The sequence below is a fragment of the Desulfotignum balticum DSM 7044 genome (assembly GCF_000421285.1).
In the GTDB taxonomy this organism is placed as follows: domain Bacteria; phylum Desulfobacterota; class Desulfobacteria; order Desulfobacterales; family Desulfobacteraceae; genus Desulfotignum; species Desulfotignum balticum.
In genome coordinates, this window is the sequence record NZ_ATWO01000001.1 from 2806629 (window position 1) to 2820147 (window position 13519).

At 52.1% G+C, this 13519-nt stretch carries 12 protein-coding genes; 9 read left to right on the plus strand and 3 right to left on the minus strand.

Going from position 1 to position 13519, the window contains the following annotated elements; all coding sequences use genetic code 11:
• Positions 1-22: 22 nt before the first annotated feature.
• Together K365_RS0114050 and K365_RS0114055 are read left to right on the plus strand one after the other, a co-directional pair.
• Positions 23-904, plus strand: a complete 882-nt coding sequence (locus K365_RS0114050) for a DMT family transporter (RefSeq protein ID WP_024335080.1) — start codon at positions 23-25, stop codon at positions 902-904.
• Positions 905-918: 14 nt separating this feature from the next.
• Entirely contained in the window at positions 919-1680 is a 762-nt protein-coding gene (locus tag K365_RS0114055; protein ID WP_024335081.1) for a dimethylarginine dimethylaminohydrolase family protein, read from the plus strand.
• Between the two features lie 105 nt (positions 1681-1785).
• Here the strand turns inward: K365_RS0114055 and K365_RS0114060 are convergent, their stop codons facing one another.
• From K365_RS0114060 to K365_RS0114070, 3 genes are all read right to left on the minus strand, one after another.
• Complete coding sequence (locus tag K365_RS0114060) at positions 1786-1974, minus strand: 4Fe-4S binding protein (RefSeq protein ID WP_024335082.1); 189 nt, start codon at positions 1972-1974, stop codon at positions 1786-1788.
• Positions 1975-2106: 132 nt separating this feature from the next.
• A complete protein-coding gene (locus K365_RS0114065) occupies positions 2107-3066 on the minus strand; it encodes a hypothetical protein (protein WP_024335083.1) in 960 nt (319 codons plus the stop codon).
• The gene (locus K365_RS0114070) at positions 3066-5372 is read right to left on the minus strand and encodes a cysteine synthase (protein WP_024335084.1); all 2307 of its coding nucleotides are present in this window, start codon (positions 5370-5372) and stop codon (positions 3066-3068) included. Before K365_RS0114070 ends, K365_RS0114065 begins: the two co-directional genes overlap by 1 nt.
• A gap of 105 nt (positions 5373-5477) precedes the next feature.
• Between K365_RS0114070 and K365_RS0114075 the strand changes: the two genes are divergently transcribed.
• From K365_RS0114075 to K365_RS0114105, 7 genes are all read left to right on the plus strand, one after another.
• Positions 5478-7760 (plus strand): LPS-assembly protein LptD, encoded by a 2283-nt coding sequence (locus tag K365_RS0114075; RefSeq protein WP_024335085.1) that lies wholly within the window; start codon positions 5478-5480, stop codon positions 7758-7760.
• Entirely contained in the window at positions 7757-8281 is a 525-nt protein-coding gene (locus tag K365_RS0114080; RefSeq protein WP_024335086.1) for a UpxY family transcription antiterminator, read from the plus strand. The genes K365_RS0114075 and K365_RS0114080 overlap by 4 nt, the downstream gene beginning before the upstream one ends.
• Positions 8282-8353: 72 nt before the next feature.
• Positions 8354-8629, plus strand: a complete 276-nt coding sequence (locus K365_RS0114085; protein WP_024335087.1) for an HU family DNA-binding protein — start codon at positions 8354-8356, stop codon at positions 8627-8629.
• Between the two features lie 20 nt (positions 8630-8649).
• Entirely contained in the window at positions 8650-9693 is a 1044-nt protein-coding gene (gene holB / locus K365_RS0114090; protein ID WP_024335088.1) for a DNA polymerase III subunit delta', read from the plus strand.
• Between the two features lie 9 nt (positions 9694-9702).
• Positions 9703-10497, plus strand: a complete 795-nt coding sequence (locus tag K365_RS0114095) for a PSP1 domain-containing protein (RefSeq protein WP_024335089.1) — start codon at positions 9703-9705, stop codon at positions 10495-10497.
• 47 nt (positions 10498-10544) lie between these two features.
• On the plus strand, positions 10545-12104 hold the full coding sequence (gene metG / locus K365_RS0114100; protein ID WP_024335090.1) for a methionine--tRNA ligase: 1560 nt from the start codon (positions 10545-10547) through the stop codon (positions 12102-12104).
• A gap of 32 nt (positions 12105-12136) precedes the next feature.
• Positions 12137-13495 (plus strand): penicillin-binding transpeptidase domain-containing protein, encoded by a 1359-nt coding sequence (locus K365_RS0114105; protein ID WP_024335091.1) that lies wholly within the window; start codon positions 12137-12139, stop codon positions 13493-13495.
• Positions 13496-13519: the final 24 nt, after the last annotated feature.

Below are 13519 nucleotides of genomic sequence, written 5' to 3' on the forward strand. Positions count from 1 at the left end.
CCGAATCAATAAAGGATAATCAGTGACCTTTGTCAAACTGTTTTTAACCGCTTTTTTCTGGGGCGGGACCTTTATTGCCGGCAAACAGCTGGCTGGACAGGTCTCCCCTTCATGTGCCGCTTTTCTGCGGTTTACCATTGCATCGCTTTTCCTGCTGCTGCTGACCCGGCACATGGAAGGACGGCTGCCCAGAATCCGGTTCAACCAACTGGTCTGGATATTTTTGTCCGGCCTGACCGGCATTTTTGCCTATAACCTGTTTTTCTTTACCGGCCTGAACTTTATCAACGCCAACCGGGCCTCTTTGATCATCGCCACCAACCCGATTTTTATCAGCGTATTTTCTGCCCTTTTGTTCAAAGAATCCCTGACTCCCGGCAAGATCCTCGGGCTGGTTTTGTCGGTGAGCGGGGCCATGACCATTATTTCCAACGGACATCCATGGATTTTGTTCCAGACCGGGATCGGTGTCGGAGAGATGGCTATTCTAGGGTGTGTGGTGTCCTGGGTCTCTTATTCCCTTCTGGCCAAACCCATGATGACCACGTTGTCACCCGTGGCCGCCGTGTGCTATTCCTCTGTGGCCGGAACAATCATGCTGTTTTTTCCGGCCGTGTATGACGGACTGTTTCAGGCGTTGCCCGGGTATACCCTGCAGCACTGGGCCCAATTGTTCTACCTGGGATTTTTCGGCACGGTACTGGGGTTTTTCTGGTATTATCAAGGCATTCAGAAAATCGGTCCCACCCGGGCCGGGGTTTTTATCAATTTTGTTCCCGTCAGTGCGGTAATACTGTCTTTCATCATTTTAAACGAACCCATGACATGGGCCCTGGCCGTGGGTGCGATCCTGGTTCTGTCCGGGGTCTATCTGACCACCCGGCCGGCTCAGACTTCCCCATAAAAGGAGATTCACACATGTTCACTTCTGCCATGGTCAAATCCCCCTGTCCAAACCTGGTCCACGGTATCCGGAACACGAATCTGGGCACACCGGATTTTGCACGTGCCTGCCGGCAGCATGCGCACTACATTGACGCATTGACCGGCTGCGGTCTGTCTGTGACGGTGCTGGAACCCGATGACGCATTTCCGGATTCCACATTTATCGAAGACACCTGCCTGGTCACGGAAAAATGCGTGGTCATCACCCGTCCCGGACATCTGTCCCGACGGGGTGAAACCCGGGCCGTGGCCCATGCCATGCAGCCATTTAACCGCCCTGTGATGGAAATCACCTCACCGGGGACTCTGGATGCCGGGGATGTGATGCAGGTGGACCGTCATTTTTATGTGGGATTGTCCGGCCGGACCAATGCCGACGGGATCCGGCAGCTGGAACAGTTTCTGGGACCCTATGGATACACCGTGTCCGCCATTTCGCTGACTTCGGTGCTTCATCTGAAAACCGGGGTGTCTTATCTGGAAAATAGTTGTCTGCTGGCCTGGGGAGAATTTATCACTCAACCGGAATTTTCAGATTTCACGATTCTTCCGGTGGATGATTCCGAAGCCTATGCCGCCAACAGTGTATGGATCAATGACCGGGTGCTGGTTCCGGCCGGATTTGAAAAAACCAGAGACCTGATTGAAGCCCATGGCTATGACACCCTGGCCGTGGATGTGTCTGAATTTCAGAAACTGGACGGAGGACTCAGCTGCCTGTCTTTGCGATTCTGATGGGCTGTTAAAAAAAAAGATGCCGGATATGCCTTGAAAACAATCAAAGGCACATCCGGCATCCATGCAACCACCCATCTGCAAATGGTTGTTCGAATCTTACGCCTAATCTTCCTCTACAACGATGGCGTCTTCTTCACAAACTTCCACGCAGCTTTCGCAGCCCATGCATTCTTCCGCATTGACGGGCACGGATTTTTCATTCTGCATTTCAAACACTTCCACCGGGCATACGTCTACACATTCTTCACAACCAACGCATTTGGATTCATCAACAATCGGGGTAAAAGCCATTTTTACAGCCTCCTGAAATTAAATTAAAAATCATTGCTTTTGCAATTATAACGCCATTTTTCAACATCAATTTTTTTTACAACTGATTTAAAAAACGCTTTTATAACATGTCCTTTCCTAAAATCAAGCTTTTTATGGTTTTAATGTCACCCGGCATATCAGCAAACGGGTTCCGGGCAGGTTCAGCTTTTTTTCCAGGTCCGGACCTTCAACCATCTGTGCCTGGATCCGACCGGTCCGGACACAGGATTCATCCATGCCAGCCAGCATGTTCCGGGCCTGTGAAACGTCCACGGGCCCGGCTGCCAGAGAGCTCAGCAGGGTCAGCACCCGGCTGTGCCAGTCCGGCTGATGGACACACCCATCTTCATGCACCTTTATGCCGTCAATGTCAAGGGCATTTATGACCCGGATTCCGTTTGCCGCCACCTGATCAAACACAGCGCTGCTGGTGGTTACAAACGCCCGGGGGGTGAGTGCTGAAAACAGATGGGTTTCCCTGGCACAGGCGGCCCAGGACCGGATCCGTTCCAGGGTCATGACCGCGCCGGGATCCGGCTTCTGGGACTGAATGGCCTTTGATGACAATGGGTCTGAATCACCCCGCAGTTCAGAGAACAGACCCGCCCGTTTTTTTTCCAGCCCGGCCATGGCCTGGTCAATGGTTTCATTTTCGGCATCCGTGAGTTTGGCGATGAGTGAAAACAGCAGTGGATCCGCCTGTTTTGAATCGTCTTGGCAATTCTGCGGTGTCCCGGCCATTCGGGCCCTCAGTTCCGACCCGATGGCAGCCGGTCCCAGATGATCGGTCAAATAGGGGTTGTCCCGGATCAGGTTTTTTAAATTATGTTCATTCCCCTGGTGCAGCGAGGCCCAGTTCATCCAGGCAGAAACCTGTGACGACACTTGCGCCAGGCGGGTTTCTGAAGAAAACACCGGCACTGCTGTCCCGTGTTTCATCAGGGGCACCATCTGCGGGTCCTGGGTCAGGTCCGGGGCCAAAGGTAAAAACACAAATTGCGGGAAAAAAGCGGTCAGCGTGATTTGCTGGGTCTCACTGACATGGGAAAAAGGGAAAAACAATATTTCCATCAGTCTGTCTCCACTTTCTGATCATGAACGGAAATCCCCATGGCAACCAGCTGATCCCTGAGTTGATCCGCCGTGGCCCAGTCTTTATTTTCCCGGGCCGCCTGCCTTTGACGGAGCAGGTCTTTTACCTGTTCCGAACAGATGGGGTGGTGATTGAATTCACACACCTGAAAAATCCGGTCCATCTCCTGCAATCCGGACAGAATGCGGTCCGCGGTTCGACTTGAAATGCGGTGCCGGCTGATCAGGGTATTGATGGTTTTGATGCCGGCCAGCAGGGCGGCCAGGGCCGCAGAAACCTTTAAATCATCGGCCAGGGCCGTTAAAATGCCCTGGCGGATATCATACATCAGCTGCTCGATCTCCCCGGCGGGCAGATCTTTGACCTGATCACCGCCGGACCGAAGCTGCTCCAGCAGGGCAATACACCGGTTGATGCGGTTTAGTGTGGCCCTGGCATCGGTCAAAGACCGTTCCGACAGCATCAAACCCCGGCGGTAATGCCCGGACAACAGCCAAAACCGGATGGTTCCGTCATCCCATCCCAGATCCGCCAGTGTGTCCAGGGTCAGGTCATGGATGGATGCCGCACCCAGAGACCCGTCATACTGCACGGGATCGCAATGCAGCCACACATGGGCCAGTTCCCGGTCTTGGGCGGCCCGGGCAATGGCCCGCTCATTTTCATGATGGGGAAACACCAGTTCCCGGCTGCCGGTATGAATATCAAAAGGCACCCCTAAAAACAGCATGGACAAGGTGGCACATTGCAGGTGCAGGGAGGGCCGGACCTGTCCCCATTCGGTTTTCACACCGATTCCCCGGCGCAGTTCCGACAAACGGACCCGCTTGAACAAGGTAAAGTCCCGGGGATTTTGTTTTTCATATTCATCCAAGTCCACGGTGGCGCCCACCCGGATTTTCTGGATATCCATTTTGGACAGATGCCCGTATTCCGCCACCTTTGAGATATCAAAATACACGGAATGCAGTTTTTCATAGGCATATCCTTTGTCCAGCAGCTTCCGGGTCAAATCCGCCATATCGTTGAAATGGGCCGACACCCGGGGAAACGCCTGGGCCGGACGAATTTTCAACCGCTGCAGGTCCTGATGAAACGCCTGAATATAAGGACGCGTAAATTCCGCCACATCCTGACCGGCCCGATCCGCCCCGTCAATGGTGCGGTCATCGTAATCCGTGATATTGATCACATGGTTGACATCCACTTTGTGAAATGCCAGGTACCGCACCAGCAGATCGGTGAACACATACCGCCTGAAACCGCCGGGATTCAGGCGCTGGTACACGGTGGGGCCGCAGGTGTAAATGGAAATGGTATCGGGTTTCACCGGTTTGAACGGCTGTTTTTTTCCGCTTCGGGTATCAAACAGATGCAGAGGCACTTTTTGCTGCACTGAAAACAAGGACGTGGACAGGTACCGCTCTCCGGAATCCGGAAAAATCACCACCACCACCCCTTTTTCAAGGGTTTGCGCCTCCTGGATGGCTGCGGCCATGGCAGCCCCGGCACTCATGCCCACAAACAACCCTTCTTTGACCGCCAGTTGCCGGGCCGTGTCAAAAGCCAGGGCATCGTCGATGTTCAGAATTTTGTCCAGCCTGGTTTTGTCATAAATTTCAGGGGTATAGGATTCCTTCATGTTTTTAAGCCCTTGAATCCCATGGCCCAGAAACGGTTCCGCACACACCATGCGGGTTTTCGGACTGTGTTCCCTGAAATACCGGGACAGGCCCATCAACGTGCCGGATGTCCCTACGGACGCCACCACACTGGCCGGTTTTTCCGGAACCTGGGCCATGATTTCCGGACCCGTGGTATGGTAATGGGCCTGCCAGTTGGCCGGGTTGTTGTACTGATCCGTAATAAAATATTTTTCCGGATTTTCCCGGGCCAGGCGATAGGCTTCTTCAATGGCGCCGTCCGATCCCAGATGCTTGGGCGTCAGAATGATTTTCGCTCCCCGGGCTTTGAGAATCCGCTTACGCTCTTCACTGGCGTTTTCCGCCATGGTCAAGGCCAGCCGAAATCCTTTGACGGCGCAGACCATTGCCAGGCCGATGCCGGTATTGCCCGAGGTGGCTTCGATCACGGTTTTATCTTTTGTAAGCCGACCGGACGCTTCACCTGCCTGAATCATGTACAGGGCGGCCCGGTCCTTGATGGAACCGCCCGGATTCATGTATTCAAGCTTGGCAAACATCCGCACACCCGGATTCGGATTCATCTGCTGAATTTCCACGACCGGGGTGTTGCCGACGGCATCTAAAATTGTCACTGTCATAAGGGTCCTTTCCAAACCGCAACCGGATTCCAGCTTGACTTTTACACCATAAAATGGCTTTATACAGTAATTTTAACCACAGCGCAATTGGTTACCAGGTGTTTCATGGGCAGTGTCTTTCTATTTAAAAATCGGCAATGGTCTGAACCGGTGCGGGGTATTATTCTGCCTGTAGTCCGCATTTTGTGCTGTTGTCTGATCCTTTTTTCCGGCAGTGCATTGACCGCAGCGCCATTCGAAGACCCCGAAGCGGTTGTCTGGAATTTGTCTGCAAACACGGTGGCGTATGACCGGCACACCGATGTGTACACCGCGCAGACAAATGTGGTGATCACCGGCGGGAAAACCCGGCTGGAAGCGGATTATGTGGAATTTTCAAATGCCACCAAAGACGTGCTGGCCAAAGGTCATGTAAAAATGATCTCCGGCGGGGATGTGATCTCCTGCAATACCATGCAGGTGAATCTGATCACAGAAACCGGCCTGATCGACAAAGGCACTGTTTTCATCCAGGAAAATCACCTGTATATCCATGGGGAACAGATCCGCAAGACCGGGAAATTCACCTATGATGCCCAAAAAGGATCCATCACCTCGTGCGACGGAGACACGCCGGACTGGAAAATCACCGGCAGGGATGTCAAAGTCACCATCGAAGGATACGGATTTGCAAAAGATACGGTTTTCTGGGCAAGAAACATGCCTTCACTGTATTCTCCGTTTCTGGCATTTCCGGTAAAAACCCAGCGGCAGTCCGGACTGCTCATGCCGGAAATTTCTACATCCGACCGCCAGGGCTTTGTCTATGAACAGCCGTTTTTCTGGGCGATTTCCCCTGAAAGCGATGCCACGTTTTACACGGGATACCTGTCGGACCGTGGTCTTAAAACAGGCGCGGAATACCGGTATGTGGCCGATGATATTTCCAGAGGCATCTGGCAGGTGGATTTTCTGTCCGATGACAAAATCGATGACGGAACTTCCGCCACCAAAGACTATCGGTTTGAAAGCACCCCCCAGCGCACCAATACCGATCGGTACTGGCTGCGGGGAAAAAGTGACCAGGTCTTACCCCATGGGTTTTCCGCCCGGCTGGATGTGGATGTGGTGTCTGATCCGGATTATCTGCTGGAGTTTCGAGAGGGACTCTCCGGATACAACACCAGCAACCGGATATTTGATGATGAATTCGGCCGGGATCTGGATGAATATGATGACACCGTTCGGAAAAACAGCTTGACCCTCTACCGAACCTGGAACAATTTTGCATTGAACATCCAGACACTTTGGTACGACGATGTCATTGCCCGGCGGACCGACATTGACGACACAACCCTTCAGACGCTTCCCAGCATTGAATTCGACAGCTCCCGCCTGGATGTCGGCACCACAGGCATCTATTACAAACTGGATTCGGAATTCCGGTCTTTTTTCCGTCAGGATACCATCGATACCGCCACCAGACGGAGGAAAACAGCCAAAGTCAACGGTCAGCGTCTGGATATGTATCATCGGTTTTATTATCCCACAAGACTGGCCAAGGCGTTTTCTTTTGAACCTTTCATGGGCCTGCGTGGCACTGCCTATCATACAGACAGTTACACAGATATCCACGGAGAAGATGATCCGTTCCGATTTCGGGGACTCTATGAACTCGGCGGGGACCTGTCCACCCGTCTGAGCCGGGTTTTTACGGCAGACACCTTTTTTTCCGACAAAATCATGCACCAGATCACACCGGGCATCAGTTATCATTTTCAGCCCTACGAGGATCAGGAAGATCTTCCGTTCTTTGACCGTTTAGATGACATCCAAGAGGTCAACAAACTGACCTGGTCGTTCACCAACCGGTTCATTGCCAGAAAATCAGTCACCGGATCGGATGACGTCATCCGGAATAATTACCGGGAACTGGGCTGGATCAAATTGTTTCAGGACTACAGCATTAAAGATGAACGGGACAATCTTGAAGCCGAAGACAGGCCCTGGTCCGACATTCAACTGGATGCCATAGTTTATCCGTTTTCTTTTTTGTCTTTGAGAACCGATCTGGCCTGGTCCCCGTACAATTATCATTTTACTGAGCTGAACTTGAACACCACGGTGAGCACGCCCCGGGGAGATGCCCTCACCACGTCATACCGGTATGCACTGGATACCCGGGAGTCCTGGTACACCCGGCTTGATTTGCGGATCACGCGGTCTCTGACTGCGTATCATTCCTTTGAAAAAGATCTGGAGAGTGACACCACCATTGAAACCCGCACCGGCGTCCGACTGAACAGCGCCTGCTGGTCCATGGGCCTGGAAGTTCAGGAATCGGATCTGGATACGCGCATCGCTTTTATGATCGGTCTGAAAGGAATTGGAGAGTTTGGTTCACAATGACACATGCATTTCACTGGTTTGCACTGCTGACAAGGAGCAATTTCGAACAGGTGGTCTTTGAGCAGATTGCCCGGAAAAAAATGGCCGCGTTTTTACCCAAAACCAAAAAACTGAGCCGGCGCAAAGACCGGAAAACAATCATCGAAGTGCCGTTGTTTCCCGGGTATCTGTTTGTCAAATCCAGTATGGACCCCGGCTGTCAACTGACTGTTCTGAAAACCCTGGGCGCGGTCCGGTTTCTGGGAAACGACCAGGGGCCGATCCCGGTGCCGGAGACCCAGATCCATTCGCTTCAGCTGTTAACGTCAGCGGATTGCAATCTGGTCACGGGCGCCTGTTCCCGGCTGATCCAGGGTGATCCGGTCATGGTGATGGAAGGACCCATGGCCGGTGCCAGAGGCGAATTTATCCAGTACCGGGGCAAAGGCAAAATCATTATAAAAATCCATTTGCTGGGCCAGTATGCCGGCGTGGAAATTAATGAGAGCCAGGTGGAAAAAATACCACACCACCTGTCATAACACCTTGACTTTTTATTTATTTTTAAATATTCAACTACAGATGCAACTTTTCATAATCAAAATAGAGGATGTATGAACAAGCTTGAATTGATTTCCGCATTAAAAGACCGGACAACACTGACCAAAGCAGAAGCGGCGGAAGTGGTCAGAATTTTCTTCGACGCGCTCTCCGATGCGTTTGTCAAAGGAGAACGGATTGAAATCAGGGGATTTTGCAGCTTTCATATCAAGGAATACAAAAGCTATATGGGACGGAATCCCAAAACCGGTGACAAGGTACAGATTCCCCCCAAACGGCTCCCGTTCTTCAAATGCGGCAAAGAACTCAAGGAACGGGTGGATTATTAGCCCCATGCTTCAGAAATCTTATGTCAGTTCATAAAAATGATTTCCCCACCGCCCTGTCGGAACTCAACCGGATCATTGAAACCCGAAATATCCCCAATGCACTTCTGTTCACGGGCAATCCCGGTTCAGGAAGAAAACAGGCTGCCTTCAGGTTTGCCAAAGGGATCAACTGTACTGCAGGTGCAGGCAAAAGATCTTTCTGCAATGACTGCCGGTCCTGCAAAAAAATAGACGCAAACCAGCATCCGGACATGATTGTTGTCGCGCCTTTGGATTCCCGGAAAGCCATCACCATCTCCCAGATCAGGCAGATCACGGCACAAACAGGGACCCGGCCCCATGAAGCCGCATTCCGCATGGTGCTGATCACGGATGCCGACCGGATGAATATTCAGGCCCAGAACGGGTTGCTTAAAGAACTGGAAGAGCCCCCTGAAAATACTTTTTTCATTCTCATGGCAAAAGAGCGGTCCGCACTGTTGCCCACCATCGTCTCCCGGTGCCGGTCATTGCGGTTTCCCCCGTTGTCGGGACCGGCACTGGCTGCGCATCTGTGCGAACAGTATCCCATTGATACCCAATGGGCCGGCATTGCCGCTGCCACCGCCGGCACCGACCAGAACCTGGCGGCAACCCTGGTCCATCCGGCAGATGACAATGTGTCAAAAGCCTCCAAAACCAGCAAGGCATCCGGCATAGACTGGTATTCCACCCGGCTTTGGCTGATCCAGCAGCTGTGTGACCTGATTTCCGGATCCGCATCCCAAAAAATACACACGGCCCTGGGGTTGTCCGGATTTTTAAGTCAGGACCCGGACGGGGTGATTCCCGGGCTGGCCGTCATGAGAACGTTTTTCAGGGATTTGTGTGTGTTCCGGCATGCACCGGAAAAAATTCTGAACCGTGACTGCTCAGACCGATTTCAAAAACTGGCCCCAAATATCCGTGACAACGACGCACTTTTCTGGATGGATGAACTGCATGAAACTGAAAAACGGCTGGCATCCAACAGCGCCATCCGTATGACCCTGGACCGTTTCTTTTTGAAACTGATACATATTTAAGGAATCCCCATGACCCACGTGACAGGCATTCGATTCAAACCCGCCGGCAAAATTTATGATTTTGACAGCCAGGACCTTGTCCTTGAAATGGATGACCGGGTGATTGTTGAAACCGAGCAGGGATTGGGGTTTGGCGTGGTGGTAAAACCGCCCGAAAAAACCGATACCAGCGCCAGAAATCTCAAACAGGTCATCCGGGTCGCCACCCGGGATGATTTTGTCCGGCGCCAGGAACTGATGTCCCTGGAAGCCGAAGCCCACGCGTACTGCAATCAGTGCATCAACAAACTGAATCTGCAGATGAATCTGTTTTGTGTTGAAAGCACGTTTGACAGAAATAAACTCACTTTTTTCTACACAGCGGACGGGCGGGTGGATTTCAGGCAATTGATCAAGCTGCTGGTCAAGGAATATAACCTGCGTATCGAGATGCGCCAGGTGGGAATCCGGAATCTGTCAAAACATTGCGGGGGCATCGGAAAATGCGGGCGGGAGTTCTGCTGTTCTTCGTTCATGCACAATTTTGAACCCATTTCCATCAAAATGGCCAAGGAACAGGGATTGTCCTTAAACCCCACCAAAATATCCGGCGTATGCGGACGGCTCATGTGCTGTCTGACATTTGAGAATCAAACCTATCAGCACTTGAAAAAAAACATGCCCCGGATGGGAAAATCATTGACCCTGGCCCAGGGTACAGGCAAAGTCATCCGCCAGAACATTCTGAAACAGACGGTCACCGTCAGAATGGACGACCACACGGAAATCGAAGCCGCATTGTCTGACATACGGCCAACCGATTAACCCGCCCTGTCATCATGAGACAGGGCAGCAACTACACAGGATCTGCCATGGAAACACCCACACAGTTTTTCAGCACCCCCATATATTATGTCAATGCCAAACCCCATTTAGGTCATGCCTACACCACCATAGCCGCGGATGTGGCCACCCGGTTCAAGCAGATGGACGGATATGACACCTATTTTCTCACGGGCACAGATGAACATGGAGACAAGATTGTTCAGGCCGCGGACAAGGAGCAGCAGAGCCCCCGGGAATATGTGGATAAAATCAGCCGTCTGTTTCAGGATCTGTGGCCAAAGCTCAATATAGGAAACAATCAGTTTATCCGCACCACCCATCCGGACCATATCCGGGTGGTGGAGATGCTGCTGACCCGGATCCATGACCGGGGGGACATCTATTTTTCCAGCTATGAAGGGTTGTACTGTTTCGGGTGTGAACGATTCTACCAGGAACGGGAACTGGTGGACGGCAAATGTCCGGACCACGGGGTGGCGCCTTCTGCGATCAAGGAATCCAATTATTTTTTCAAAATGAGCCAGTACCAGGACTGGCTGATCGACCACATCAAAACCCATCCCGGATTCATCCACCCGAAACAGTATGAAACCGAAATCCTCTCATTTTTAAAAGAGCCGCTGGAGGATCTGTGCATCTCCCGGCCCAAATCCCGTCTCACCTGGGGAATCACCCTGCCCTTTGACGAAAATTTTGTCACATATGTATGGTTTGACGCGCTGACCAACTACATCTCGGCCTTAGGATATCCGGATGGACCTTTGTTCACAAAATTCTGGCCCTCGGCCCGGCATTTTGTGGCCAAAGACATCATCAAACCCCACGGCATTTACTGGCCCATCATGCTTAAAGCGGCGGGTATCGACATCTACAACGGGTTGAATGTCCATGGGTTCTGGAACGTGTCCGGCAGCAAGATGTCCAAATCCATCGGCAATGTCACGGATCCGGTTGCCGTCACCGACCGGTACGGGGTGGATGCGTTCCGGTATTTTCTGATGCGGGAGATGGTATTCGGGCTGGATGCCAATTTCACCGAAGATGTGCTGGTATCCCGGATCAACTCGGATCTGGCCAATGACCTGGGCAACCTGTTTTCCCGGGTATTGTCCATGAATCTGAAATATTTCAAGGGCCGGGTCCCGGATCCCAATGGAACGGATTTTGCCGATCTATCCCTGGAAACAGACGCGCAAATGGTCATTCAACACTTCAAAGACGCCATGACCGCCTATGAGTTTCACAAAGGGGTGGAAGCGATCTGGGGGTTCATTTCCCGCATGAACAAATATATCGATACCCATGAACCCTGGCGTCTGGCCAAGGAACCGGATGAACGCCTTCGACTGGAAGCCGTGATCGGAAATCTGCTGGAAGGATTGCGCACCGTGGCCTGTCTGATCTATCCTGTAATGCCGGAAACCAGCACAAAAATGCTCCGGGGATTGTGCATGGTTCTGCCGGAAACCGGTTTTTTCCCTCTGGAAAAGATCGGTAAATGGGGACAGATGTCTGCCGGGGCCTGTCTTGAAAAACCGGACAGCCTGTTTCCCCGGGTGGATGTCTTAAAAAAACCGGGACATTGAGACAGCGCCATGTATAAAGGAACCCCCGGGTTGTGACACCCTTCAGTAACCAAAATTCCTGGCGCAGACAGCAGGCATCATTCCTGCTCGCCCAAAGGAAAAAATCCTTTTTCCAAAAATGGCGCAAACCGTTTCTGGTCTTCTGTCTGATTGCCGGAGCTGTTGCCGGAGGCTGGGCTGTTTTCACTGTTTTATTAACCGGTTCCAATGACATGGAACAAACAGCCCCGCAAATTTCCAAGCCCACGTTAAAACCCCCGGTTTCCCTGACCCGGGCCCAGGTCAGAGAAATAATCCAGGATGTGGATCTGGTGAACACGGGCCGGAACGTTTTCCCGGCAAAGACCGCCCAGGGCATTGTGCAGGTGGTAACATACCTGGATGTCAATCTGACCGGATTTCTCAATGCCACCCTGGATCACCTGAAAACATTGACCCGGGGCAAACCCACACAGATCGCCATGGTGGTCATGGACGGGCATCAGGGACATATTCTGGCCATGGCCGGATTTGATTTAGAAAACAAGGAAGCCAATCCCTGCACCCGGGCCGTATACCCGGCTGCCAGCATTTTCAAGATTGTCACGGCCGCCGCTGCCATGGATGGGCTTAATTTTTCCCCAAAAACCCCGCTGTATTTTAACGGCAATAAGTACACCTTGTATAAGCGGCAGCTCACGGATGTGAAAAACAAATATACGATCAAGGTCTCACTTGAAGATGCATTTGCCCAATCCATCAACCCGGTTTTCGGCAAACTGGGCCAGACGTACTTAGGCCGTGAACACTTGTCCGCCTATGCTCAGGCCTTTGGATTCAACCAGACCCCGGACACGGACCTGATGTTCGACACCGGACTGTTTCATATGGAAGACAATAATTTCCATCTGGCGGAACTCGGGTGCGGATTCAATCGGGATACCCTGATTTCCCCGCTGTTTGGGGCCATGATGATTACGCCTTTGCTCAATAAAGGGCAGACGGTGTTGCCGGCAGTGATCAGTCATGTCATGGATGTGGACGGGAATTTCATTTACCGGCACACCCCGAGCCGGTCTGCCACGGCCATGACGTCCAAATCTGCTGCCGCCATGATGGGCTTGATGGAAAAAACCGTTCTCCATGGCACTGCCAGAAAATCCTTTGGGTCTTTTTCCCGGGACAAAGTGCTGTCCAAACTGACGATCGGCGGAAAAACCGGTTCTTTGTCCAATCGGGAGCATACCATCAAATATGACTGGTTCACCGGGTTTGCCAAAGAAAAAAACGGGCCCCGGGCCATCACGTTTTCCGTGATGGTAGGGCATGGCGAATATATCGGTACCCGGGCTGCGTCCCATGCTAGAGCGCTTATCAAACAGTATTTTACATCCTTTGCATCATCCGGATGACCCGTGTCTGCAAGGCATTTTTTT

What these genes read in the sequence shown, in the direction of transcription:
- metG (WP_024335090.1), top strand. Translation starts at nt 10,545, where the DNA reads ATGGAAACACCCACACAGTTTTTCAGCACCCCCATATATTATGTCAAT.
- K365_RS0114060 (WP_024335082.1), bottom strand. Translation starts at nt 1,974, where the DNA reads ATGGCTTTTACCCCGATTGTTGATGAATCCAAATGCGTTGGTTGTGAA.
- K365_RS0114085 (WP_024335087.1), top strand. Translation starts at nt 8,354, where the DNA reads ATGAACAAGCTTGAATTGATTTCCGCATTAAAAGACCGGACAACACTG.
- K365_RS0114055 (WP_024335081.1), top strand. Translation starts at nt 919, where the DNA reads ATGTTCACTTCTGCCATGGTCAAATCCCCCTGTCCAAACCTGGTCCAC.
- holB (WP_024335088.1), top strand. Translation starts at nt 8,650, where the DNA reads ATGTCAGTTCATAAAAATGATTTCCCCACCGCCCTGTCGGAACTCAAC.
- K365_RS0114065 (WP_024335083.1), bottom strand. Translation starts at nt 3,066, where the DNA reads ATGGAAATATTGTTTTTCCCTTTTTCCCATGTCAGTGAGACCCAGCAA.
- K365_RS0114070 (WP_024335084.1), bottom strand. Translation starts at nt 5,372, where the DNA reads ATGACAGTGACAATTTTAGATGCCGTCGGCAACACCCCGGTCGTGGAA.
- K365_RS0114095 (WP_024335089.1), top strand. Translation starts at nt 9,703, where the DNA reads ATGACCCACGTGACAGGCATTCGATTCAAACCCGCCGGCAAAATTTAT.
- K365_RS0114080 (WP_024335086.1), top strand. Translation starts at nt 7,757, where the DNA reads ATGACACATGCATTTCACTGGTTTGCACTGCTGACAAGGAGCAATTTC.
- K365_RS0114075 (WP_024335085.1), top strand. Translation starts at nt 5,478, where the DNA reads ATGGGCAGTGTCTTTCTATTTAAAAATCGGCAATGGTCTGAACCGGTG.